Raw genomic sequence first — 23746 nt, forward strand, 5'->3', positions numbered from 1 at the left:
GGGTTATTAACAGGAGAATAGGCATGGCAACCGCACCTAACGACAGCAAGCTTCAGGCTCATACATATCGCCGTTTCAAGGACGGGGATCATGAATGGGGCAGTATGCACGACAAGATTTTCGTGCAGGATACTTCTCATAAGTGCCCAACCTACATTCACAAAACTCCACCTTGCCAGGGTAGTTGCCCGTCTGGTGAAGATATTCGTGGCTGGCTGCAAATCGTGCGTGGCATTGAAAAACCACCTGTTGGCATGTCCATGCAGGAATACGCTTTCCGCCGTTCCACCAACGCTAACCCGTTCCCATCCATGATGGGTCGCGTTTGCCCGGCTCCATGTCAGGATGGTTGTAACCGTAACGACGTTGATGACTTCGTTGGCATCAACTCCATCGAACAGTACATTGGTGACAGCGCCATCGCCGGCGGCTTCAAGTTTGAAGCACCGGAAGAAATGAGTGGCAAGAAAGTCGCCATCATCGGTGGCGGCCCTGCTGGTATGGCGGCTGCTTACCAACTGCGCCGTATGGGTCATGCTTCTACTGTATTTGAACAGCACCCTGAACTGGGTGGCATGATGCGTTACGGCATCCCTGGCTATCGTGTCCCACGTGACAAGCTGGCAGCTGAAATGCAGCGTATCGTCGACATGGGTAGCATCGAAATCCGTTGCAACACCAAGATCGGCACTGATGTGACTGTTGAGCAACTGGAAGCGGATTACGATGCTATCCTGTGGACAGTTGGTTGCTGGAATGGCCGTGGCCTGTTCGTTGACAAGTGGGCAGAAACGCCCAACTGCGTATCAGCGGTTGACTTCCTGGAAGCCTTCAACAAAGGCACCATGAAATACACAGCACCGCGCGTGGTGTGCGTGGGTGGTGGTGATACCTCCATCGACGTGGTATCCGTTTCCCGTCGTATCGGCACACTGGCCAACTACAGCGAAAACCCTGAAGATTCCGCGACCAGCAAGCTGGTGCACGGCGATGTGGCTGACAAAGTGCCTGCCACTGTTACCCTGACCACCCTGTTCCCACTGGAGCAAATGACTGCGGCTGAACACGAAGTTCAGGATGCGCTGAAAGAAGGCGTTACTATCCTGACTGAAGTGATGCCGAAGGAAATCGTTTTCGGCGCTGATGGCCGTGCGATTGGCCTGAAAGTGGTCGAGTGCGTGATGAAGGGCAACATGCCTGAAGCCAAAGAAGGCGGTAAGGAAACCATCATCGAAGCTGACCTGATCGTTTCCGCTATCGGCCAGTTCGGCAAGCTGGATGGTCTGGATGACTTCAACAATGGCCGCAACCAGATCAATGCTGACTCTTTGTACCGTGTGCCGGGCAAAGCCAAGCATTTCGCAGCGGGTGACATTATTCGCCCACACCTGCTGACGACGGCAATCGGCCAAGCTTCCATCGCTTCTGAAACCATCAACCAGTTCCTGCGTAGCGAAGAGCTGAAAAAGCGTCCGAAAGTGGACAAGCACCACTTCGACCTGATGGAAAAACTGCATGAAGCGGGTTTGGATCCGAAAAGCTTTGAAGAAACCAAGGCAGAAGATTTGCGTGGCACTTCCTCCGCTGACTTTGCAGTACACAACTACGATGACCGTTCCAAGAACGTGATCGTGCCTTCCAGCGACCTGTTCCTGGGGCATTTTGCCGCTGTTGTACGCAACAAGCGTACTGAAGATGTGCCAACTGCGGAGGAAGTGCTGGGTCATTTCGCCGAGCGTATGAACCCGCTGGCTGAAGCCGATGCTGTCAAGGAAGCAGGCCGTTGCATGAGCTGCGGCATGTGCTTTGAATGCGATAACTGTGTTATCTACTGCCCGCAGGATGCGGTTTACCGTGTACCGAAGAAGCAGGCTACCCTGGGTCGTTATGTTGCTACCGATTACAGCCGCTGCATTGGCTGCCATATCTGTGCAGACGTATGCCCAACTGGCTACATCGAAATGGGTCTGGGTGAGTAAGTTCACCCCCTTCCATGAGTGCAGTCCCGACAGGAATCAGCATGACTAGCAAGTTTTCAAAGGTAATCCTGGCATCAGCGCTGGCTTTCGCTGCGCTGCTGGCTGGTTGCAGCAAGGCCCCAACCGAGGCTGACCTGAACCTTGCCACAGCAAAGCAAAAGGCCGAGGAATGCGTTGAGCCAGAAAACATGATCCGTACCAAGCACATGGATTTCCTCATGCATCAGCGTGATGCAACCGTGATTGAAGGTATCCGTACCAAGCAGCATAGTTTGAAAGAGTGCATCAACTGCCACGTTTCACCTACCAAGCAGGACGGTTCGCCTTTGCACTACGGTGACAAGGAACATTTCTGCACTACCTGCCATGCAGCAGTTGGTCAGAAAATTGACTGCTTCCAGTGTCATGCTGATCGCCCTCAGGTTGATCAGAACCCGAATTACCAGCACGCTGTAGGCAGCGCTGAGGGTCATCACTTTACCCAAGGTGTTGCTAATGCACCCGCACCAACTGCTGCGGAAGTACAGATGGTCACCCAGCAACCCCAACAACAAGGAGCTGCACAATGAGCCAGAACCGTGTTGACGAATACCGCCGCAAATTTGTGACGGCATTGGGTGGTGTTGCTGCGACTGCCGCTATTGCACCTGGCTTTGTGCTGCGTGAAGCGCAAGCTGCTGGTGAAGTGGCTGCCAAACCCGCTGACCAGGCTGTTACCAATGCCAAGCGTTGGGGGATGTTGATTGACATTACCAAGCTGCCAGATGGTGGCGCGGGTATGGTCGCTGCTTGCAAGCAGGAGCATGGCTGGGGTAGCGAAGAGCATTCCGATGAGGCGCAGAAAGCGCATTGGGCGCGGGTGGTGAAGGTCACTGATAAATTGACCCAACACAGTTTCAGCTTGCCGGTCATGTGCCAGCACTGCGAGAACCCTCCGTGCGTTGATGTATGCCCGACGGGTGCGTCCATGAAACGTGCAGATGGCATTGTGCAGGTCAACAAGCATATCTGTATCGGTTGCCGTTACTGCATGATGGCTTGCCCGTACAAGGCGCGCAGTTTTGTGCATGAGGCGTTGACTGACCAGCGCCCTTACTCGCCACGTGGCATGGGCACGGTTGAATCCTGCAACATGTGCGTCCATCGCATTGATGAGGGCAGGTTGCCAGCGTGCGTTGAAGCTGCGCCGGATGCGGTCATTTTCGGTGACCTGAATGATCCGAACAGCAGCGTCAGCCAGGCATTGAAGGCGATGGGTGGCAAGCAGATTCGCGCTGACCTCGGTTTGAACACTGGCGTGCGTTACCACGGCATCTAAAGGAAGGACTGCAAACCAATGGCTAGTCAAGCAATTACATTTAGCGAGACCAAACAGGGCAAAGGCTTTTTCGCCTTGCTGGCGGTTTTGGGCGTATTCCTCCTGCTGGGCGCAATCGCATTCTTTCATGCCGAGCATCATGGCCACTATGTGACTGGCATGAACAATCAGGTTGTCTGGGGAATACCGCATGTATTCGCGATTTTCCTGATCGTAGCGGCTTCCGGGGCGTTGAACGTAGGTTCTATCGGGACGGTATTTGGCAAGAAACTCTATCAGCCGATGGGGCGTTTGTCCGCGTTGCTGGCGATTTCACTGCTGGTGGGTGGCTTGATCGTGTTGGTGCTTGATCTTGGGCATCCTGACCGTTTGATCGTCGCCATGACCACGTACAATTTCAAGTCGATCTTTGCATGGAACATCATCCTGTATAACGGTTTCATTGCACTATCTGCGATTTACATCTGGACGATGATGGATCGCCATGCCAAAGACTTCTACAAGCCCGCGGGTGTGGCTGCGTTTACGTGGCGTCTGATCCTCACCACTGGTACGGGTTCCATCTTTGGTTTCTTGGTGGCGCGTGAGTTCTATAACTCTGCGATTCTGGCTCCGCTGTTTATCGCCATGTCATTTGTGTTTGGTCTGGCAGTGTTCATCCTGGTGCTGTATTTCGCGTACAAATGGACTGGCCGTGAGCTGGGTGATGTGGTGCTGAACCGTTTGCGCTACCTGCTGGCAGTGTTCATCGGTGCAGTGTTGCTGCTGGAGTTGGCGCGTCATCTGACCAACCTGTATATCGCGCAACGTGTTGGCGTTGAGGCTTTCATCCTACGGGACGGTGGGATTTACACCCAATTGTTCTGGGTTGTGCAGATTCTGCTGGGCAGCATCCTGCCCTTGTCACTGATTTTCTGCCGCAAGCTGAAAAACAACCATGTAGCTCTGTTGCTGGCCGCTGTTTTTGCTATCATCGGTGGACTTGCGCAGCTGTACGTCATCCTGATTGGTGGTCAGGCATATCCGCTGACCCTGTTCCCAGGGGCGGAGGTATCCAGCGATTACTTTGATGGTGCAATCAATAGCTATTCACCCAGTATCTGGGAAATTATGCTGGGTGCTGGCGGTGTGGCTCTCGCGTTAGTTATGGTGACTATCGGGGTCAAGGTGCTGCGCTTCCTGCCACAGTCGCTGTCTGACAAGGTGGCTGACCCACACGGCGGCAAGTGATGGATAAAACCCATTAAATTTAAAAACCGGCCTTGTGCCGGTTTTTTTATCTGAAACGGACAACAAAGGGAAGTACATGGCGTACAGTGGCAATACTGGCCTTAAACGCATCATCAAGGCAGGGCAATACTCTTGGCAGGGTTTCCGCGCCGCCTACAAGCATGAGGAAGCTTTCCGGCAGGAAGTCTGGGTGTTGGTCGTTGCCGTCCCGTTAGCTTTGTGGCTGGGTGAAAATGCGGTAGAAAAAACCCTGATGATCGGTAGCGTGTTGTTATTGCTGATTGTGGAATTGCTGAATTCGGCAGTGGAGGCGGTGGTTGACCGTACAGGCATGGAACCGCACAAACTGTCGGGGCGCGCCAAGGATATGGGGTCGGCAGCGGTATTCTTTGCCATCCTGATGGTAGGGGTCGTTTGGTTTTTCATGCTTTCTTGATATAGGTCAAGGCAGTGCTGACTACCCAAAAAACCGCATTCTGAAGCGGTTTCGTTTCCAATATTAACGTTTTCTTATCTGGTTTTTTCCTGTATGCTTGCGCCGGTTCAGAACTTAAATTTTGTCTTTTAATCTTGTTAACCAGAGGGCATACGATGGCTCATAGTGCTGCACTCTCTTCGGAGCAATACAACTATGATATCGTGAAGAAATTCGCGATAGCTTCAATCTTCTGGGGTATCCTCGGCATGACTGCCGGGGTGTATATCGCGTCGGAACTGGCTTGGCCGTTCCTGAACTTTGATATTGCCCAGATCACGTTTGGACGTTTGCGTCCGCTGCATACCAGTGGTGTTATCTTCGGCTTCGGTGGTAATGCGTTGTTTGCAACTTCTTATTATGTGGTGCAGCGCACCTGTCAGGCGCGTCTGGCGGGTGGTACTTTCTGGCCGACTTTCACCTTCTGGGGTTGGAACCTGTCTGTCCTGACTGCTGGCCTGCTGTATCTGGCAGGTTATACCCAGGGCCGTGAGTATGCAGAACCGGTCTGGTTCGTTGACATCGCTATTACTGTTGTATGGGTTGTTTACTTCCTGATCTTTACTGTAACCCTGATCAAGCGTAACCAGCCACACATCTATGTTGCCAACTGGTTTTACATGTCATTCATTCTGGCGACTGCGCTGCTGCACATCTTCAACAACTTGGCAGTGCCGGTCAGCCTGACTTCCGCGACTTCCTACAGCTTGTTCTCCGGTGCGCAGGATGCGATGACCCAGTGGTGGTACGGCCACAACGCGGTTGGTTTCTTCCTGACTGCTGCGTTCCTGGGGATGATGTACTACTTCGTTCCGAAACAAGCTGGTCGCCCGGTTTATTCTTATCGTCTGTCCATCATCCACTTCTGGGCGCTGAGCTTCATGTACATGTGGGTAGGTACTCACCACCTGCATTGGACTGCGATTCCTGACTGGACTTCCACGCTGGCGGCGACTTTCTCCATCCTGCTGCTGATGCCATCCTGGGGTGGCATGATCAACGGCATCATGACCCTGTCCGGCGCGTGGGACAAACTGCGTACTGACCCGATCATGATGTTCATGATCACTGCATTGTCCTTCTACGGCATGTCTACCTTTGAAGGCCCGATGATGTCCCTGAAGAGCGTTAACGCACTGTCCCACTACACTGACTGGACAGTGGGTCACGTTCACTCCGGTGCACTGGGTTGGGTTGCCATGATTTCCATCGCTTCCTTCTATCACATGATCCCTCGCCTGTGGAACACTACCCTGCACAGCATGAAGCTGGTTTATACCCACTTCTTCCTGGCGACCATCGGTGTGATCCTGTACATTACGGCACTGTGGGTGTCCGGTATCGGCCAAGGTCTGATGCTGCGTGCATTCGATGAGTACGGCAACTTGGCTTACACCTTCGTTGAAACCGTTGCCTTCATGCACGGCCCGCTGGTTGCACGTGCTGTTGGTGGTGCGTTCTTCCTGTCCGGCATGTTCATCATGGCTTACAACATTTACATGACCATTGCACATGCCAAGCAGGAAGAAACTGCTCCGGCTGCTGCTGCGGCTCAGGCGTAACCAGGGAGGGTTGAAGCTATGTTTAAACACGAAAGTATCGAAACCAATTCCGCGATGCTGATTGTGCTGACGCTGGTAGCGATCAGTATCGGCGGTCTGGTTGAAATCGTGCCGTTGCACTACATCAACGAAACCGTTGAAGAAGTGAAGGATCCGGTGACCGGCGTGGAAATGGTGCGCCCATACACGCCACTGGAGCAGCGTGGCCGTGACATTTACATCCGTGAAGGTTGCTATACTTGTCACTCGCAGATGATCCGCCCATTCCGTGATGAAGACCTACGTTATGGTCACTATTCGCTGGCGGCTGAATCCAAGTTCGACCACCCATTCCAGTGGGGTTCCAAGCGGACTGGGCCGGATTTGGCACGTGTTGGTGGCAAATACTCCAACGAATGGCATGTGCAGCACCTGAAAGCGCCACGTTCTGTTGTGCCTGAGTCCATCATGCCCAACTACCCGTGGCTGACGCAGACAGAACTGCAATATGCGGATATTCAGGATCGCATGATTGCCCTGAAGCGTGTGGGTGTCCCTTACTCCCTGACAACGGTTGAATATGAAGCCAATGTCAAGCGCTTTGGTGAAGATGTTGCCAAGACACTGGACATCAATACAGCTGAAAACAACCTGCTGGCGCAGGCGCAGAAAGGTAACTATGACGGTAATGCTGGCGGTGTATCTGAAATGGATGCACTGGTTGCCTACCTGCAAGTGCTGGGCACTATGGTTGATTTCAAGAAGTTTGATGAAGACCACTTCATCCAGTTCCGTTAATTTGCTACTGGATGTGGCTTCTGCTGAGAGGGTGAGGAAGATCGGATGCTGACAGATTTCTGGACATGGATCATGGATCTGGGTAACAGCAAGACTGTTGCGCTGTTAATCTTTTTCACCACTTTTGTTGGTATTGTCATTTACGTCTATTCCAGCCGCAAACGCAGTGAGCGGCTGGAATCCTACCGCTACATGCCGCTGATGGATGAAGATGACGCCGACCGCAAAGTGAAACAAGCAGAAGCCGCCGCCCAGGCTAAAGGTGAGAAATAGTTATGGCAACTCCTGTAAAAGACCCGCTGACCGGTGCGGAAACTACCGGCCACGTATGGGATGATACGCTGCAAGAATTCAACAACCCGCTGCCACGCTGGTGGTTGTGGACATTCTACGGCACCATTATCTTCGCGATTGTTTACTGGATCATGTATCCGTCTTGGCCCATTGGCAAAAGCTACCTGAAAGGTATTGGTAATAGCATTACCTACAAGACGGATGCAGGCGAAGAGAAATCCACCCACTGGAACATGCGTGCGCTGCTGGCTCACGACATGCAAAACAGTACTGAGGCGGCCAAGCAGCAGGAATACTTGGCCAAGGTTGGCGCGGCTTCCTACGATCAGATTGCGCAAGACCCTGACATGTCCGCTTTCGTCCGTTCCTATGGCGTGGGCATGTTCGGTGACAACTGTGCGGCTTGCCATCAGTCCGGTGGGCAGGGCGTTGTCGGCCAGTATCCTAATCTGGTGGATGACGACTGGCTCTGGGGTGGGGATCCGGCAACCATGGAAACGACCATCCGTGGTGGCCGTCTGGGTTACATGCCTGCCTTCAAAAACACCTTCAATGAAGAGCAGTTGAACCAGGTTGCCAACTATGTATTGAGCCTGTCTGGCGAGCCTGCTGATGCGGCTGCGGCTGCGGAAGGCCAGAAAATCTTCCAGGGTGAGACTGGCGGTTGCTACATGTGCCACACCAAGGAAGGGACAGGCATGCACGCGCAAGGTGCGGCCAACCTGACCGACAAGGTCTGGACTATTGCCAACCTGCCAGCGGCGGAAACGCCTGAAGCCAAGCTGGCGGCAGTGAAAGCGGTTATCCACAATGGCGTCCACCGTCAGATGCCAGTGTTTGGTGCGCAAGGCCGTAACCTGTCCGACACCGAAATCAAGGTATTGGTTGCCTACCTGCAACAGATGTCAGGTGGCGCTGCTGCCCAATAAGTATTTCCCTGTCAGATATGCTAAAAAAGGCCGGACTTGTTCCGGCCTTTTTGCGTAAGGAAAACCAGACATGCAAATCCGCGAAAACCACAATATTAAAGCCCTCAACACCTTTGGCCTGAGTGCGCACGCCCGCTATTTCTGTTCCCTGCACAAACTGGGAGGCTTGCGCAGCATTATGCAATGGGCAGACACATATCCCGAGCTGCCCGTCATGTTTTTGGGTGGTGGCAGCAACATGCTGTTTGTGAAGGATTTTCCGGGGTTGCTGGTACATGTACGCTTGCAGGATCGGGAAATACTGGGGCAGGATGACGATTATTTCTACGTGCGAGCTGCTGCGGGCGAAAACTGGCATGAGTTTGTGCGCTGGACGGTCGACCAGAACCTGGCCGGGCTGGAAAACCTCTCGCTGATCCCCGGCACGGTAGGCGCAGCCCCTATGCAGAACATCGGCGCTTATGGGGTAGAGTTGAAAGACTGTTTCTACGAATTGCAGGCACTGGACTGGCGCAGCGGCGAAATCCGCGAGTTCAGTCTGGAAGCATGCCGCTTTGGCTACCGTGACAGTTATTTCAAGTCGGTGGAGCCAGGCCGTTGGCTGATTGTTAGTGTGGTGTTCCGTCTGCCACGCAAGCCTGAATGGAAAACGGATTACGCGGGTGTGAAGGAACGACTGGTCGGCAAGGTATTAAATGCACGGGTCATCAGCGACGCAATTATCAGTATCCGCCAAAGCAAGCTGCCTGACCCCGCACGGCTTGGCAACGCAGGCAGTTTTTTCAAAAACCCGCTTATCCCGCTGGCTCAGTGGGAAAGCCTAAAGGTGCAATTCCCGACGATTTCAGGTTGGCCGCAAGGAAATAAGATTAAGACATCGGCAGGCTGGCTAATTGATCAGTGCGGCTGGAAAGGCAAACGGGAAGGTGACGCAGGGACTTACGACAAACATGCACTGGTGTTGGTTAATCATGGGAGTGCTAGTGGTGAGCAAATATGGGATTTCGCCCAGAGCATTATTGCATCAGTCCAGGACTCGTTCGGGATTACGTTGGAACCGGAGCCACGGGTTATCCTGTAAGCTTTGGGTGGCAGGCACTTCAGGATGCCGGGGTAATGTCAGGTTGCTCTAGCCAATGCCTGACTAGCTTCAATAGTTCATCTTGCTTGACGGGCTTGGGCAGGTAATTATCCATGCCCATCTTGATGCAGCGTTCGCGGTCGCCCTGGAGCGCATTGGCGGTCATGGCAATGACAGGCGTATGCTGGGGAATAATGCCTTCACGTTCCCATTTGCGGATGTAGCGGGTGGCGGTGTAGCCATCCATTTCCGGCATGTTGATGTCCATCAGCACCAGCCGGTAAGGGCGGGTGCGGATGGCCTTGAGTGCTTGCTTGCCGGTGCTGACATGATCGACTGGCAGGTTGAGTTTTTCCAGCATGGTGATGGCGATCAGGGCATTGACCGGGTTGTCTTCCGCCAGCAGGATAGCCCCGGGATGTGTTGCCGGGCTTGGGGTCTTTGTGGTTGGCTTGGTTGCCAGTTCCGGAAAAGGGGGAAGTGCCAGTGCCGCTGGTTTGGCGGTCAGCTTGTGGTGACGCCGCAGGGTGTCGGTCAAGACATCGCGCAGGGTAACGGAACGGACGGGTTTGGTAACGGCAGCCTGTATCCCGGCCTGTTGCTGCTTTTCCTGGGAAAGGCCGTAAGAGGTGAGCATGACAATGGGTGTGGCGTCATGCTGTGGGTCGCTGCGGATAGTGCGGGCGAGGGTGATGCCGTCCATTTGCGGCATGAACCAATCCAGTAACATAATGTCGAATGGCTTGCCGTTGTCCAGTGATTCATCCAGTTTGTGCAGTGCGTCGTGGCCGTTGCTGACAATGGTGGCTTCGGCTTGCCAGGCATTCAGGTAGTTTTCCAGAATCCGTCGGTTGGTTTCGTTATCGTCAACCACCAGTACGCGGCGGTTTTCAAGGTGTTTTGCCTGTTGCTCGTCGTGGCTGTTTTCAACAATTTGGCAATTGATTTCAAACCAGAAAGTGCTGCCTACACCGGGGGTGCTCTCCAGGCCGATGCTTCCTTCCATCAGTTCCGCAAATTCTTTTACGATGGTCAGGCCGAGACCCGTGCCACCGTAGCGGCGGTTGATGGAGGCGTCAACTTGCACAAAAGATTCGAATACGCTCTTCTGCATGGCAGGTGGGATACCGATGCCGGTGTCGCGCACCTCAAAGCGCAGGAGGGCATTGGTATCACTGACTTCGCGCAGTTCCAGGCTGGTATAAACTTCCCCCTGCTCCGTAAATTTGATGGCATTGCCGATCAGGTTCATCAACATCTGCCTCAGGCGGGCGGGGTCGCCTTTTACCCGGGCGGGAATTTCTGCGGGGATATAGCATTGGACTTCGAGCTTTTTCTCCTGTGCCATGGTGGACATGATGTTACAGATGTTTTCCAGCAGTTCACGGGGGGAAAATTCGATGATTTCCAGCTCAATACCGCCTGCATTGAGTTTGGAAAAATCCAGGATGTTGTTGATGATGTCGAGCATGACTTCGCAGGAAGCATAGGCGGTGTCGACAAACAGTTTCTGCCGCTCATCCATATCCGTGCCCTTGACGATTTCCAGTGAGCCAAGGATGCCATGGATGGGGGTACGTAGTTCATGGCTCATGTTGGCCATGAAACGGGTTTTTTGTTCGGAACGGTGCAGGGCTTCGATGCGTTGCTCGGTTTCGGCCTTCAGGTCATCGTAGAGTTTGCGCATTTCCTGCGAAGAAACTTCCAGTGAGCGTTCCAGCAGGTACTGGGCTTCACTGGTGCCGGTGTAGGAGCGGTCAACCAGATGTAAAAAATCCTGCCATTTGATCAGGTCGTCAGGTAGCGCACTCTGGATCATGCCTGTACGTTTGAGCTGCTTTTGCAGGCGGCGGTGTAATGGGTTAACTTCCTTCATACAATACTGTCAATGTCATGGTTTCATTATGCAGGCTACAACCAGTGCCGCCAAAAGGGGGAGCCAGTTCGCCAAAAGAGTAAAAACCGATTTGTTGGCTACCGGCAGGCAATATATCCAGCGAGGCTTCCAGTTCGAGGAAGGTATCTTCTTTCATGACAAGCTTGCGTCCTGCACAACTGATGGCAAAGCTTAAGACGGGGGCATCAGGATGTGGAATTTTTTTAACCAGAGCATGCGCCGCAGATTCCGCTCCGTCCACCAGGTTATCAAAACTGCCGTACATGAGCTGGGTTTGGTTACTGTTGGGAATATCCCCAGCGAACCTGATGCTGTTGGTGGCTTCGTCTATGCCCAGAATCGTGCGTACCACGTAAAAGCGTTTGTCTTCATCCCAGATAGCGAGTGGGAAATGCAGTGCTGTAGCAGGTAAGCCAGTGGCATGTTCGCCCAAGTATTCCTTGTATAGGTCAAGGGCAGGGTGGTGGTCAATTTCGTAAAGGATATTGCCTGCCGAGCGCGTGATGCGCCGTTCCGGGCCAAATGGACGCCAGCCATCTTCGGTCTGGGTAGCGAAAAAAAGGTTCTCGCCATAAAAACCGATGCCACAGACCAGATGAGAGCAGGGAACGCCGTTATAAAGCACCCAGGTGGATTTGAAGTCCATTTTGTCGCTGGCCAATCCACCCGTGACCATCACGTTAGCATCCAATACCGACATCAGGCCGTTAGCCAGGTCACTGCCATTGGTGTTCAGCCCATCGGCCAGAATCAGGACGCCTTTTAGCGTGGGGGCAGTGAGGGATTCTGCCAGCTGGATACCTGCCCGCCGTGAGTCCGTTGAGCCATGTACTTCGGCAACAGAAAGCGCAATCCGGCTGGAATCGAATTTGATGATGCCGATCGTCAGCGCGTTTTCCATTAAATGGTCGTTGTAAATACCGGCAACGGTTGAGCAGCCTGCAATGATGGAAAGCGGGTATTTAGTTTGTAATTCATCCAATAAAACCGGGTAGCCAGATGCATCTGCTTCACCAAAGACCAGCACTAACGTATTATGGGAATCTAGGGCGGGCAAAGGTTTATGCCAACCCGTTGACGGCGTGTAAAAAGTTAAAACCACTTGCACGATTGTTTACTCCCCTGGGCAAAAGGTATTTTTACTTATAGTTTTTTCTTATTCATGCGTGGTTAAAAATGATACCACAGAAGTCTGTCGTAATGTCCACTTTTCGGGTTACCTTTTGTCGGGATAGTTGAACCCGGTTAATGCTGTTACTATAATTTTTGTTTTGACAGACCATCGGATTTCCCAGCTTCTTGACCACCATGACAACCACTGGCGCGGAGAGTGACAGGCACACCGCCCAGACTGAACTTGAACCTGCCGATAGCGCCCGCCTGATGAACCTTGTCGGCCAGTTTGACCAGCACCTGCGCCAACTGGAAAATCGTCTTGGCGTTGACATCAGTAACCGTGGCAATTTGTTCCAGATAACCGGCTCCCCCGAGGCCAGCCAGCTCACCATCAACCTGTTGCAGGGTTTATACCGCGAAACGGCTGAGTCGGTGCTGAACCCCGAAAGTATCCATCTGTTTTTACAGGAAGCCAACCTCGACAAGGTGGCGGCCAACACCAGCGATGACGTGCGCATCCGTACCCGGCGTGGTTTCATCAAGCCCAAAGGTTTGGCGCAAAGCCACTACATCCAGAATATCCGTGCCCATGATGTTACGTTTGGTGTAGGCCCAGCGGGTACGGGCAAGACCTGGCTGGCGGTGGCGTGCGCGGTGGAAGCGCTGGAGCGCGACGAAGTGCGTCGCCTGGTGCTGGTGCGCCCGGCAGTGGAGGCGGGTGAACGCCTCGGTTTTCTGCCCGGTGACTTGTCGCAGAAAATCGACCCTTATCTACGCCCCATGTATGACGCCCTCTACGAAATGCTCGGCATCGAAAAGGTCAACAAGCTGATCGAACGCAATGTCATCGAAGTGGCACCGCTGGCTTACATGCGCGGGCGTACCCTGAACGACGCTTTTATCCTGCTGGATGAAGCGCAGAACACCACCACCGAGCAGATGAAAATGTTCCTCACCCGCCTGGGGTTTGGTTCCTCCGCCGTGATTACCGGCGACATCACCCAGATTGACCTGCCGCGCAACCAGAAATCCGGCCTCAGACAAGCGGTGGAAATCCTCGACGGGGTAAAAGGCATCAGTTTCAATTACTTTACCGGGCGTGACGTGGTACGGCACAAACTGGTGCAAAAAATTGTGGAGGCGTATGACAGCCATGACGCTGTTGCTCGACATCCAGAATCCTGAAGACTATACGGCTATTCCCGCCGAAACCGACCTGTCGCATTGGGCGCAGGCCGCGTGGCTGGGTGACGGCGAAGCGGGCGTGGTGGTGCGTATCGTGGCGGAAGCGGAAAGCCAGGCGCTAAACCGCGCTTACCGGGGCAAGGATTACCCCACCAACGTGCTGTCGTTTCCCTACGACCCGCCCCCCATCCCGCTGGAAGACGATGAAACCGACTATCTCGGTGACTTGGCCATTTGCCAGCCAGTCATGGAACGTGAAGCCCGTGAGCAGGGCAAAACCATCCAGCAACACTGGGCGCATTTACTGATACATGGCTTGTTGCATTTACAAGGTTATGACCATATAACGGACGCCGAAGCTGAAGAAATGGAAGCGCTGGAAACCAGCATCCTCGGCAAACTCGGCTTTCCCGACCCTTACCAACTATCCACAGAGGAAAAATGAAAACTGACACAGGTGAGTCGCGACCTCGACCGCGATGGAAACAATGGCTAATAGAAAAATTCGACCTCACTTCCCAAAGCCGGGAAGATTTGATGGACGACTTGCAAAGGGTTAATGAAAAAAATCTCCTGCCGGGCGACACGGTGGGGATGTTGCAGGGGGTACTGGAATTTGGCGCGCTACAGGTGCGCGACATCATGGTTCCACGTTCACAGATCAACTTTATTTACCACGAAGACAATTTTATCCAAATCCTTGAGCGCATTGCGGAAACCGAGCATTCCCGCTACCCGGTGGTCGACGAAGACCGCGATGACCTGGTTGGCGTCCTGCTGGCCAAGGATTTGCTCAAATATAACGGGCGCGAACAGGAATTCGATATCGACGACATTATCCGCCCAGCCCTGATCGTGCCGGAAAGCCAACGCCTCAACCGCTTGCTGACCGAGTTCCGCAATACCCGCAACCACATGGCGATCGTCATTGATGAATATTCCGGTGTCTCCGGGCTGGTCACGTTCGAGGATGTGCTGGAACAGATCGTCGGCGACATTGATGACGAACACGATGACGAGGAAGACACGTCCAGCAATGTCGTGCCGCAAGAGGACGGGCGTTTCGTGGTGGAAGCCATGACGCCGATTGATGAGTTCAATGCGGTGCTGGGCACTGCCTTCGATACCGATGAGTTCGATACCATCGCGGGGATCGTCATCCACGAACTGGGGAAAATTCCCCGCCAGGGTGAGGAAGTGGTGCTGGAAGGCTGGTTGTTCCGTGTCCTGCGCAGCGATTCGCGCCGCATCCTGTTGCTGGAAGTCTTGCCGCAAACGGATTGTCATATTCCGGAAGAAACGCCTGCGCTATAATCCCGGCACATTGCTTTGTGCTGGGTGACTAACAAAATGCTGTCTTTCCGAAATTCCTTGTCGAAATTCGATTACCTGCTGGCCTTGCTGGCGGGTGCTTCCACGGCACTGGCGTTTGCGCCACTGGCGTGGTTGCCGTTTGCCTTCCTTGCCCCTGCATTGCTGTTCTGGTTGAACCTGAAAAACATTTCGCTAGGGCAACGGTTGCGCTTGTCCTGGGTATTTGGCGTTGGCCTGTTTGCCGCTGGGGCGCACTGGATTTATGTCAGCATCCACTTCTTCGGTGGGGCAAATGCGTTCATTGCTGCCTTCATGGTGTTGCTGTTTGTGGTGCTGATAGCGCTGTTCCTGCTGGTGTTCGGCTGGCTAGCATCCTATTGCAGTCATTTGCCGGTAGCGGTGCGGCTGTTGGCAGCGTACCCGGCTATCTGGGTGTTGACGGAGTGGTTCCGGGGCTGGTTCCTGACCGGTTTTCCCTGGCTGCAACTGGGTATCACCCAGATTGACACCTGGCTGGCAAATTATGCACCTGTCACCGGCGTGTTGGGGGTCAGTTGGCTGGTGGCGCTGGGCGCGGGCGCGCTGGTGTTGCTGGTATTGGGCAGTATGCGGGACAGGATTATCGCGGTTAGCCTGGTGGTAGTAGCGGTCGTGGGTGGCTTCGCCCTGGGGCAAATCCGCTGGACGCAACCTGCCGGGGAGCCGCTGTACGTCAGTATGTTGCAAGGCAATGTCGACCAGCTGACCAAGTGGGAACCGGCATTCCGCAACGACAATATCCAGGCATATCTGGATCTGATGGATCCCGATCGTTACCCGGATGTGGAGCGCTCTCATCTGGTGATCTGGCCGGAGACCGCGCTGGCGGATTACTACCCGCAAGCGCTGGACGTGATGCTGCCCTTGCAGGACTGGGCGCGCGAGGCCAAGGCCGATTTGCTGGTAGGCGGTTTCCACCTCAACCGCGATACTGAGGCTGTCTATAATGCCGTGATGGCGGTTGGCGGCGAGCGGGATGTGGAACAGTCCATCGCCACCGGCGAGAACGTCTACGCCAAAAAGCATCTGGTACCCTTCAGCGAATACATCCCGCTGCTGAAATACCTGCGCTTTCTGGAAAGCATCATCCGACTGCCGTATGACAACGTGACGGCCTGGGAGGGCGGCGACAACCTGGTGTTGGCCGGGCAACCCATGCGTATGTCGGTATGCTACGAAGATGTTTACGGCGAAGAAATCATCCGGGGTTTGCCGGAAGCCACCATGCTGGTGAATGTCAGCAACGATGGCTGGTTCACCGGTTCCATTGAGCCTGCCCAGCACGCCGAGATTGCGCGGATGCGGGCGTTGGAAACCGGGCGTTTCCTGCTGCGCGCCACCAACAACGGCGTCAGCACCATCATCAATGAAAAGGGTAAGGTGATGAAAACGGCTCCCCCGTATGTGGCGACCGTCATTTCCGGCTATGCCGTACCCATGCAAGGCGTGACGCCGTTTATAAAAATGGGTAACTGGCTGATTATTCCCTTGATGTTGGCTATGCTTGGGATACCGCTTGTTTTGGTGCGCGGCAAGCTCCGGTAAGGGAAAGGTTGCATGAATTCAGAGAAGGTGATTTTCGGTTTTTTCATCGTGTTGGCGTTGACGCTCAACTTTGGCTTTTTCATCGGTGACATTGACAATCCCGCGCACCATAACGTTTACGAACTGTTTGCGGCCATTGTTATCAGCATGATTGCAACCGTGCTGAAATTCGGTGACCGCACCCACTTGGGGGCAATCTTCCTGGCCACCAGCCTGGTGGCGGATTTGCAACTGATCGTGGCGGCCATCATCTGGGGCTACGTCGAGCATGTGCAGCCTGCGGGAATGGATGGCGAATCCATGGTGGCGATCGTTTCCCTATCGGGTGGGGCATTGCTGGCAAATATCGTGTCGGTCGTATTGCTGGTGGCGGAAACTATGACGGTGCGCCGTTAGCCGCGGGGGTGGCTGATGCCTGACATTTTCTACATCCTGTTGCGGCGGCTGCGTACCCCCATCATCAGCCTTTTGGTCATTTATGCGGTGTCGATCCTCGGCTTTGTGCTGATTCCGGGGCAGGATGCAGATGGCAAGCCTTGGCCCATGTCGTTTTTCCACGCCTTCTATTTCGTCAGCTATACCGCATCCACCATTGGTTTTGGCGAAATTCCCTATGCTTTCACCGATGCGCAGCGCATGTGGACGATGGTGGTCATTTACCTGACCGTTATCGGCTGGCTGTACAGCATCGGCGCGTTGTTGGCCATCATGCAGGATCCGGCGTTCCGCAAGCTGCGTAGCGAGTATGTATTCCAGCGTGCGGTATGCAGGTTGCGCACGCCGTTTTATCTGGTATGCGGTTATGGCGATACCGGCTCGATCCTGGTGCAGGCGTTGGCAGATGAGGGTATCAAGTCGGTTGTGATTGACAAGGAAGAAACCCGCATCAATGAGCTGGAATTGAGTGACCATATCCGCCGTCCGCTGGGGTTGGTGGGGGATGCGTCCATCCCCGCTGTGTTGCAAGTGGCAGGCATCACCAACAACTACTGTGTCGGTGTCATTGCCTTGACGGATTCCGATCAGACCAACCTGATGGTGGCCTTGAGTGCGCACCTGCTCAACCCTGGTTTGCGGGTGTTGGCGCGGGCGGATTCGTCGGAAGCGGAAGCGAACATCCGCTCCTTCGGCAAAAATGAAGTCATCAACCCGTTTGAGACCTTTGCTGGCCGGTTGGCGCTGGCGCTACATTCCCCCGGCATTTACACCCTCTACACCTGGATGACGGGCATACCGCACGAACCTTTGCAGGAACCCCTGTTCCCCGTGTGTGGTTACTGGGTCATCTGCGGCTACGGGCGCTTTGGCAAGGCGTTGCATCGGCGGCTAACGGCAGCCAATATCCAGTGCGGCATCATTGAAGCCGACCCGGAAAGCGCCCGGGCGCCTGCGGGGACTGTGCATGGCTCTGGTGCGGAAGCCGCTACCCTGCTGGATGCCGGGCTGAAAAAGGCAGTCGGCATCGTGGCGGGAACCAACAATGACGCCAACAACCTTTCCATCCTGATGACTGCGCGGGAGCTTCAGCACAAGCTTTTCATGGTGGCGCGGCAAAACCAGCGCGATAACGCCATTATTTACGAAAAGGCTGGTTTCGACCTGATTATGAAGCGCGGTGACGTAATCGCCCACAAGATTTTCGCCTTGTTGCGTACCCCCTTGATCAGCGATTTCCTTGACGCTATCCACCAGCGTGACAATGCATGGGCCAACCAACTGGTCAGCCGTATCCTCGGCATTACCAGTGATGAAGTGCCGTATCTGTGGGAAATCAAGATCAGCAAGGGGCGCACGCCTGCTTTGTACCGTAACTGCCTGAGCCGGATCGTGACGCTGGAGGATCTGCTGCGCGACCCGCGTGACCGTTTACGCAAGCTGCCTGCCATCCCCCTGCTGCTCAAACGCGATGGCGAAAGCTTGGTGTTACCGGAAGGGGATACGGTGCTGGAAGTCAGCGACCGCCTGCTGATGTGCGCCGACTACCCCACCAGCCATGAAATGGAGTGGGCAACCCAGAATGAAAATGTCCTGCATTACCTGTTGACTGGGCAGGAAACCTCCGGTGGCGGCTTATGGAAGGTTTTGATTACAAAATAGTTACAAATGATTAAATATTAATCTAATTTTTCATCATTTTCCGGGCATTCCAATGTTACGATTTTGTTACATCAAAACAATCATGTAATGGGAAAAACAGGAGATTCCAAGATGGAACAAGACATTGCTTCCGTAAAGTATGTAGGCCCGGCCACGGTCAAACGTCTGGCAGAACACGGTATTACCACCATTGAGCAACTGGCAGCGATGCCGGTAGAGGAGCTGGCAGCGCTTTCCGGTATTGGTGAGAATACGGCCCCGCTGATTATCGCCAGCGCCCAGAGCCTGTTGGCTCAGCCGGAGGAAGCTGACGACGGCCAGGAAGCTCAGGTCGTGGATATGATTGAGGATGATGTAGAAGCCGTTGCCGACCAGGAAGCTCTTGGTGCCGAAGTGGTGGAGGAAACAGTAGCCGTAGGGGCGGATAGCGAACTTTCGCCCAAGCAGAAAAAAAAACAGGTCAAAAAAGCCAAGAAGGTGGCTAAAAAAGCAGTCAAGAAGGCAAAGAAGCTGGAAAAAGAAGCTAAGAAAGCTGCCAAGAAAGCCAAAAAGGACAAGGGTTGATAATAAAAAGGGCGCTGGTTTGCGCCCTTTTTCAAACCAAGGAGTTTCCTTACTACGCAGCCAAGGCCAGTAACCCGGCGCGCGTGTCCGCTGTAACGGGTTGCTGGCCTTGGTCTTTCAGTATGCCATTTAGGTCAGCAGCCAGGCGTTCCGCTGTGCGCAAGAAATCGTGGATGGCTTCCCCATTGTCAATCGGGCTGGGCAGGTTCAGGATCATGGAAAGGCCGGGTGTAGACTGTGCAACCATTTCTTCTGGTGCCAGCGTCCAGGGTTTGACGCCATTGGCGACGCTGAACAGGCTGGTTTCGCCAGTATCAGTCAGCACCATGCGGTGGTAAATATCCATCTCACCAAAACTCAGGCCAGCGTTATCCAGGGCTTTCAGGACTTGCTCGCCAGCGAAGCCGGCGTCAATGTCAGCAGCTATGAACAACACCAGCTGCGGTGGCAGGGCAATGGTTTCACCAGCCGGTTGGGTGGGTTCTATTGCGGCCGGTTTACTGGACATGCCAGACATCATCACATCGGAGAGATCACGCGCCTTAGGGGAAGGGCGTTTACCGTCCCGAGCAGCTATATCTTCCAGCACGCTGGACATTTCGTTGCCGCCAACATCACGCAGCATAGGGACGCTTTCATCCCGTTTCTGCGGCAGGTTACGGCGCGAAACCCGGCTGATGACGTAAATCCCTATCAGGGCCGCCAGCCCCAGTACCATGATAATCAGGCTAACCAGTTCCATTCAAAAATCCTTTAATCCTTACTCGTTGTCATTTTCATCCATTTGCCAGCTTGACAGCTTCTGCTACATCCACAGACACCAGCCGCGAAACGCCCGCTTCACGCATGGTAACGCCGATTAAATTGTTGGCGAGTTCCATGGTGGTCTTGTTGTGGGTAATAAAAACGAATTGTACCTGTTCTGACATGTGTCTTACCAGTTCACAAAAGCGCCCAACGTTGGCTTCGTCGAGTGGGGCATCCACTTCGTCCAGCATACAGAACGGTGCAGGGTTCAGCTCAAAAATGGCGAATACCAAGGCTACCGCCGTCAGCGCTTTTTCTCCACCCGACATCAGATAAATGTTGGAAATACGCTTACCAGGTGGGCGGGCCATAATCGCTACGCCAGTCGTCAGCAGGTCGTCCCCGGTCATTTCCAGATAGCATTCGCCGCCACCGAACAGGCGTGGGAACATGTCGCGCAGACGGCTGTTGACTTTGTCGAAGGTGTCCTTGAAGCGGGCGCGGGTTTCGCGGTCGATCTTGCGGATGGCGTTTTCCAGCGTTTCCAGCGCAGAAACCAGGTCGTCATTTTGCTGGTCGAGGTATTGCTTGCGTTCGCTTTGTTCGCGGAATTCGTCTATGGCGGCAAGGTTGATGGCACCGAGGCGCTGGATGCTGCGCTGGACGGATGCGAGTTGTTGTTGCAAATGATGCAGGCTGTCGCTTTCAGCCAGTTCGGCGTGCAGGGTTTCGGCATCAAATTCGGTTTTGGCGAACTGCTCGGCGAGGGTTTGTTCGCGTATCTGTACGGTTTGCCATTCGAGTTTGCGGGTTTCCTGTTCGGTGCGGGTTTGCTCGGCGAGGCGTTCGGCTTGCACGCGCTCGTTTTCGTGGCTGCGGATGTCGGCTTCCTGTGCGTGTACTGTCTGGCGGGCTTCGGTTAACCGGGACTCGACTTCGGCGCGGCGTTCCAACGCTGCTTCGAGTCCGGTTTGCAGGTCGGCGGCGGGGTCATCCTGCATGTGCATGTGTTCCAGCAGGGTGTCGCGTTGTTGTTCGAGGAGTTCGAGGCGGCTATTGATACGTTCGAGCTGGCGCTGGCTGTTGTCGCGTTGCTGGCGGTTGGTTTCGAGGTCGAGGCGGATGTCCTGGGCTTCGTCCTGGAGTTCGCGTTGGGTGCGGCGGGCTTCGGCGACGGATTGTTGCAATTCTTCGCGGGCGGCGGCCAGTTGGTCGCGTTCCTGTTGGGCGTCTTCGAGTTCTGCCAGCGCGGCGTTGCGGCTTTCGGTGGCGGTCAGGTGGTCTTCTTCCTGCTGTATCCGTTGGGCGTCGAGTTCTTCGCGTTCGGCTTCTACCTGTTGTCGGCGGCTGTGTAACTGGTCGATGCGCTGTTGAAGGGCGTGCAGGCGGCTGCGGTGTTCGGCTTCGGCGCGGTGCAGGCGGTTGGCTTCGGCTTGCGCTTGCTGGCGTTGTTGCTCGCGGTCGCGGATGGAATCATGCAGGGTGTCGGTGCGTTCCTGCAACTCAGCCAGCGTGGATTCCAGCGTGGAAAGTTGTTTGCGTAATTGTTCGATTTCCTGTTGGCGTTGCAACATGCCGCTGTGGGCATCGGCGCTGCGGCGGCTGCGTAGCCAGTTGGGGCCGAGCCAGAGGCCGGATCGGGTGATGATGGATTCGCCTGCGGTCAGGGTGTGGCGTTGGGCTAGGGCGTCTTGCAGGGTTTCGGCGCAGTGGATGTGGGTTAGTAAGGGCAGGGCTGTGCTGGGATGGTGGATTTTGCTGGCGAGGTTTGTTGGGTTGAAACCCGACTGATTACCCGTGTTTTCCAGTAGGGTTATGCCGGATGTGGGAAAATCGGTCAATTCGGGCAGCGTATCAAGACAAACTGCATCCAGATCATCCCCCAACACTGTCTCCACAGCAGTTTCCCAACCACTTTCCACCCGCAATTGTTCGGCCAGCCGTGGATTGCTAGCCAGCCCATTCTCTTTCAACCACTGTCCACGCGCCTTGTTGGCCTTGTCCAGACCTGATTGTTGCAGGGTTTCCAGTGAGGCTAACCGCCCTTGCAGGGATTGGCGGCGGGAACGTGCCTGATCCAGTTGCGCTTGTACATCGCGTTGCTCCTGTTGCTGTTGGTTGAGCAAACTGGAAACATTGGCAAATTGTTCTTCAGCGGCGGCGCGGGTTTCACCTGCTTCGGCCAGTTGTGCCTCCAGTAGCTGCACGTCTTCGACGAAACGGCTGGTGGAGAGGTTGGCGGCTTCCTGTTGCAGGCGCTCGAGGCGCTGGCTGGTCTGGTTTAGCTGGCGTTCGATCTGCTCCATGCGGGCTTTTTCGACTTGCGCCTGACGGGTAGGTTCGGCGACGCGCTGCTGGCTGGTGTGCCATTGTTCCTGCCAGTCGTTGAGCCGGTCTTCGGCGTCGTACAGGCGTTCTTCTGCCATGCCGAGCTGTTCGGCCAGTTCTGCTTCGCGCGGTTCGAGGTCGGCGAGGGTGCTTTCGGCTGCGGTCAGCTTTTCGCGGTCTTCTTCAGCGTGGAGCAGGGTTTCTTCGATGCTGTGTTCGGCGTTGCGCAAGGCTTCCTGCTGGCGGCGCTGGATGTCGCGCTGGTGCTGGATGCTTTGCTCAAGGCAGGCAATGTCGGAACCGGCCTGATAGTACTCGCCTTGCACTACGTTCAAGGTTTCGTTGGCGTCGGTGTATTGGTCGCGCAATGCCTCAACGATGGCTTCCAGGTGGCGTACCTGGGCAATTTGCGCCTGATAGGCGGTGGAACGTTGGCTGAGGTCGCGCAGGCGTTCTTCCCCGTCGCGCTTGAGCTGATCCCATTGCAGTAACAGGACGCTGGCTTCGAGTTTACGTTCTTCCTCGCGCAGTTCGCGGAAACGCTGGGCGGCTTTGGCTTGTTTGTCGAGGCGTTCGAGTTGTTTTTCGACTTCTTCGCGCAGGTCGGTGAGGCGTTCGAGGTTTTCGCGGGTGTGCGCCATGCGGTTTTCGGTTTCGCGGCGGCGTTCCTTGTAGCGGGAAATCCCGGCGGCTTCTTCCAGTGTGTTGCGCAATTCTTCCGGTTTGGCTTCGATCAGGCGCGAAATCATGCCTTGTTCGATGATGGCGTAGCTGCGCGGCCCCAGACCCGTGCCGAGGAATATGTCGGTAATGTCGCGGCGGCGGCATTTGGAGCCGTTGAGGAAATAGCGGGAATCGCCGTCACGGCTGACCTGACGCTTGACCGAAATTTCGGCGTATTGGGCGTATTCGCCGCCGAGCGTACCGTCGGAGTTGTCGAACACCAGTTCGACGGAAGCCAGCCCGACCGGCTTGCGTGAGGAGGAGCCGTTGAAAATAACGTCTTCCATCGACGATCCGCGCAGGTTCTTGGCGGAGGTTTCACCCATTACCCAGCGTACTGCGTCAATGGTGTTGGATTTGCCGCAACCGTTCGGGCCGAGGATGCCGGTCAGGTTGCTGCGGAAATCCAGCGTTACGGGGTCGACGAAACTCTTGAATCCGGCGATGCGGATTTTGCTTAGGCGCACAGGTCAGTTCTTTTTACAATGGTAATTGCGAAGGGGAGATTTTACTTGAGGGTATTGGGGAAATGCTAGCGGGATGTCG

The 23746-nt window shown here is 54.7% G+C and carries 21 protein-coding genes; 17 read left to right on the forward strand and 4 right to left on the reverse strand.

What is annotated here, in order from left to right:
* The first annotated feature begins 23 nt into the window (after positions 1 to 23).
* The 10 genes from THINI_RS19070 to murB all read left to right on the forward strand — a co-directional run bounded on the left by THINI_RS19070 (position 24) and on the right by murB (position 9645).
* The gene (locus tag THINI_RS19070; RefSeq protein ID WP_002710153.1) at positions 24 to 1979 is read left to right on the forward strand and encodes an NAD(P)-binding protein; all 1956 of its coding nucleotides are present in this window, start codon (positions 24 to 26) and stop codon (positions 1977 to 1979) included.
* Positions 1980 to 2020: 41 nt separating this feature from the next.
* Positions 2021 to 2548 (forward strand): hypothetical protein, encoded by a 528-nt coding sequence (locus tag THINI_RS19075; protein ID WP_002710154.1) that lies wholly within the window; start codon positions 2021 to 2023, stop codon positions 2546 to 2548.
* Positions 2545 to 3297 carry a sulfate reduction electron transfer complex DsrMKJOP subunit DsrO gene (gene dsrO / locus THINI_RS19080; RefSeq protein WP_002710155.1) on the forward strand — a complete coding sequence of 251 codons (753 nt, stop codon included), beginning with the start codon at positions 2545 to 2547 and terminating at the stop codon, positions 3295 to 3297. Before THINI_RS19075 ends, dsrO begins: the two co-directional genes overlap by 4 nt.
* An 18-nt stretch (positions 3298 to 3315) precedes the next feature.
* The gene (gene nrfD / locus THINI_RS19085) at positions 3316 to 4527 is read left to right on the forward strand and encodes an NrfD/PsrC family molybdoenzyme membrane anchor subunit (protein WP_002710156.1); all 1212 of its coding nucleotides are present in this window, start codon (positions 3316 to 3318) and stop codon (positions 4525 to 4527) included.
* Positions 4528 to 4603: 76 nt separating this feature from the next.
* The gene (locus THINI_RS19090; RefSeq protein ID WP_002710157.1) at positions 4604 to 4963 is read left to right on the forward strand and encodes a diacylglycerol kinase; all 360 of its coding nucleotides are present in this window, start codon (positions 4604 to 4606) and stop codon (positions 4961 to 4963) included.
* A 155-nt stretch (positions 4964 to 5118) separates the two neighbouring features.
* The gene (gene ccoN, locus THINI_RS19095; protein WP_002710158.1) at positions 5119 to 6564 is read left to right on the forward strand and encodes a cytochrome-c oxidase, cbb3-type subunit I; all 1446 of its coding nucleotides are present in this window, start codon (positions 5119 to 5121) and stop codon (positions 6562 to 6564) included.
* 18 nt (positions 6565 to 6582) lie between these two features.
* Entirely contained in the window at positions 6583 to 7341 is a 759-nt protein-coding gene (gene ccoO / locus THINI_RS19100) for a cytochrome-c oxidase, cbb3-type subunit II (protein WP_002710159.1), read from the forward strand.
* Positions 7342 to 7386: 45 nt separating this feature from the next.
* Positions 7387 to 7614, forward strand: coding sequence for a cbb3-type cytochrome oxidase subunit 3 (locus tag THINI_RS19105; protein WP_002710160.1), 228 nt, complete (start codon positions 7387 to 7389; stop codon positions 7612 to 7614).
* A 2-nt stretch (positions 7615 to 7616) separates the two neighbouring features.
* Positions 7617 to 8564 carry a cytochrome-c oxidase, cbb3-type subunit III gene (ccoP, locus tag THINI_RS19110; RefSeq protein WP_002710161.1) on the forward strand — a complete coding sequence of 316 codons (948 nt, stop codon included), beginning with the start codon at positions 7617 to 7619 and terminating at the stop codon, positions 8562 to 8564.
* A 70-nt stretch (positions 8565 to 8634) separates the two neighbouring features.
* Positions 8635 to 9645, forward strand: a complete 1011-nt coding sequence (murB, locus tag THINI_RS19115; RefSeq protein WP_002710162.1) for a UDP-N-acetylmuramate dehydrogenase — start codon at positions 8635 to 8637, stop codon at positions 9643 to 9645.
* Positions 9646 to 9664: 19 nt separating this feature from the next.
* On the opposite strand, the gene THINI_RS19120 is transcribed toward murB, so the two are convergent.
* On the reverse strand, positions 9665 to 11521 hold the full coding sequence (locus tag THINI_RS19120; RefSeq protein ID WP_002710163.1) for a response regulator: 1857 nt from the start codon (positions 11519 to 11521) through the stop codon (positions 9665 to 9667).
* Positions 11508 to 12650, reverse strand: a complete 1143-nt coding sequence (locus THINI_RS19125) for an FIST signal transduction protein (protein ID WP_002710164.1) — start codon at positions 12648 to 12650, stop codon at positions 11508 to 11510. The genes THINI_RS19120 and THINI_RS19125 overlap by 14 nt, the downstream gene beginning before the upstream one ends.
* Before the next feature lie 200 nt (positions 12651 to 12850).
* Here THINI_RS19125 and THINI_RS19130 point away from each other — a divergent pair, with 200 nt between their 5' ends.
* The 7 genes from THINI_RS19130 to THINI_RS19160 all read left to right on the forward strand — a co-directional run bounded on the left by THINI_RS19130 (position 12851) and on the right by THINI_RS19160 (position 19402).
* Positions 12851 to 13843: a PhoH family protein gene (locus tag THINI_RS19130; protein ID WP_002710165.1), complete on the forward strand. Its 993-nt coding sequence runs from the start codon at positions 12851 to 12853 to the stop codon at positions 13841 to 13843.
* On the forward strand, positions 13803 to 14288 hold the full coding sequence (gene ybeY, locus THINI_RS19135) for an rRNA maturation RNase YbeY (RefSeq protein ID WP_245536649.1): 486 nt from the start codon (positions 13803 to 13805) through the stop codon (positions 14286 to 14288). The genes THINI_RS19130 and ybeY overlap by 41 nt, the downstream gene beginning before the upstream one ends.
* A gap of 92 nt (positions 14289 to 14380) precedes the next feature.
* Entirely contained in the window at positions 14381 to 15157 is a 777-nt protein-coding gene (locus tag THINI_RS19140; protein WP_245536650.1) for a CorC family transporter, read from the forward strand.
* 57 nt (positions 15158 to 15214) lie between these two features.
* On the forward strand, positions 15215 to 16741 hold the full coding sequence (gene lnt, locus THINI_RS19145; protein ID WP_245536651.1) for an apolipoprotein N-acyltransferase: 1527 nt from the start codon (positions 15215 to 15217) through the stop codon (positions 16739 to 16741).
* A 12-nt stretch (positions 16742 to 16753) separates the two neighbouring features.
* Complete coding sequence (locus THINI_RS19150) at positions 16754 to 17137, forward strand: DUF6394 family protein (protein WP_002710169.1); 384 nt, start codon at positions 16754 to 16756, stop codon at positions 17135 to 17137.
* A gap of 15 nt (positions 17138 to 17152) precedes the next feature.
* On the forward strand, positions 17153 to 18838 hold the full coding sequence (locus THINI_RS19155) for a potassium channel family protein (RefSeq protein ID WP_002710170.1): 1686 nt from the start codon (positions 17153 to 17155) through the stop codon (positions 18836 to 18838).
* A gap of 111 nt (positions 18839 to 18949) precedes the next feature.
* The gene (locus THINI_RS19160) at positions 18950 to 19402 is read left to right on the forward strand and encodes a helix-hairpin-helix domain-containing protein (protein ID WP_040839604.1); all 453 of its coding nucleotides are present in this window, start codon (positions 18950 to 18952) and stop codon (positions 19400 to 19402) included.
* A 52-nt stretch (positions 19403 to 19454) separates the two neighbouring features.
* Here the strand turns inward: THINI_RS19160 and THINI_RS23770 are convergent, their stop codons facing one another.
* Positions 19455 to 20144 (reverse strand): cell division protein ZipA, encoded by a 690-nt coding sequence (locus tag THINI_RS23770; protein ID WP_002710172.1) that lies wholly within the window; start codon positions 20142 to 20144, stop codon positions 19455 to 19457.
* 34 nt (positions 20145 to 20178) lie between these two features.
* The gene (gene smc / locus THINI_RS19170) at positions 20179 to 23667 is read right to left on the reverse strand and encodes a chromosome segregation protein SMC (protein WP_002710173.1); all 3489 of its coding nucleotides are present in this window, start codon (positions 23665 to 23667) and stop codon (positions 20179 to 20181) included.
* Between the last annotated feature and the right edge of the window lie 79 nt (positions 23668 to 23746).

Origin of the sequence: Thiothrix nivea DSM 5205 (assembly GCF_000260135.1) — a bacterium.
GTDB classification, from domain to species: Bacteria; Pseudomonadota; Gammaproteobacteria; order Thiotrichales; family Thiotrichaceae; genus Thiothrix; species Thiothrix nivea.

What these genes read in the sequence shown, in the direction of transcription:
- THINI_RS19070 (WP_002710153.1), top strand. Translation starts at nt 24, where the DNA reads ATGGCAACCGCACCTAACGACAGCAAGCTTCAGGCTCATACATATCGC.
- THINI_RS19075 (WP_002710154.1), top strand. Translation starts at nt 2,021, where the DNA reads ATGACTAGCAAGTTTTCAAAGGTAATCCTGGCATCAGCGCTGGCTTTC.
- dsrO (WP_002710155.1), top strand. Translation starts at nt 2,545, where the DNA reads ATGAGCCAGAACCGTGTTGACGAATACCGCCGCAAATTTGTGACGGCA.
- nrfD (WP_002710156.1), top strand. Translation starts at nt 3,316, where the DNA reads ATGGCTAGTCAAGCAATTACATTTAGCGAGACCAAACAGGGCAAAGGC.
- THINI_RS19090 (WP_002710157.1), top strand. Translation starts at nt 4,604, where the DNA reads ATGGCGTACAGTGGCAATACTGGCCTTAAACGCATCATCAAGGCAGGG.
- ccoN (WP_002710158.1), top strand. Translation starts at nt 5,119, where the DNA reads ATGGCTCATAGTGCTGCACTCTCTTCGGAGCAATACAACTATGATATC.
- ccoO (WP_002710159.1), top strand. Translation starts at nt 6,583, where the DNA reads ATGTTTAAACACGAAAGTATCGAAACCAATTCCGCGATGCTGATTGTG.
- THINI_RS19105 (WP_002710160.1), top strand. Translation starts at nt 7,387, where the DNA reads ATGCTGACAGATTTCTGGACATGGATCATGGATCTGGGTAACAGCAAG.
- ccoP (WP_002710161.1), top strand. Translation starts at nt 7,617, where the DNA reads ATGGCAACTCCTGTAAAAGACCCGCTGACCGGTGCGGAAACTACCGGC.
- murB (WP_002710162.1), top strand. Translation starts at nt 8,635, where the DNA reads ATGCAAATCCGCGAAAACCACAATATTAAAGCCCTCAACACCTTTGGC.
- THINI_RS19120 (WP_002710163.1), bottom strand. Translation starts at nt 11,521, where the DNA reads ATGAAGGAAGTTAACCCATTACACCGCCGCCTGCAAAAGCAGCTCAAA.
- THINI_RS19130 (WP_002710165.1), top strand. Translation starts at nt 12,851, where the DNA reads ATGACAACCACTGGCGCGGAGAGTGACAGGCACACCGCCCAGACTGAA.
- ybeY (WP_245536649.1), top strand. Translation starts at nt 13,803, where the DNA reads ATGACAGCCATGACGCTGTTGCTCGACATCCAGAATCCTGAAGACTAT.
- THINI_RS19140 (WP_245536650.1), top strand. Translation starts at nt 14,381, where the DNA reads ATGGACGACTTGCAAAGGGTTAATGAAAAAAATCTCCTGCCGGGCGAC.
- THINI_RS19150 (WP_002710169.1), top strand. Translation starts at nt 16,754, where the DNA reads ATGAATTCAGAGAAGGTGATTTTCGGTTTTTTCATCGTGTTGGCGTTG.
- THINI_RS19155 (WP_002710170.1), top strand. Translation starts at nt 17,153, where the DNA reads ATGCCTGACATTTTCTACATCCTGTTGCGGCGGCTGCGTACCCCCATC.
- THINI_RS19160 (WP_040839604.1), top strand. Translation starts at nt 18,950, where the DNA reads ATGGAACAAGACATTGCTTCCGTAAAGTATGTAGGCCCGGCCACGGTC.
- THINI_RS23770 (WP_002710172.1), bottom strand. Translation starts at nt 20,144, where the DNA reads ATGGAACTGGTTAGCCTGATTATCATGGTACTGGGGCTGGCGGCCCTG.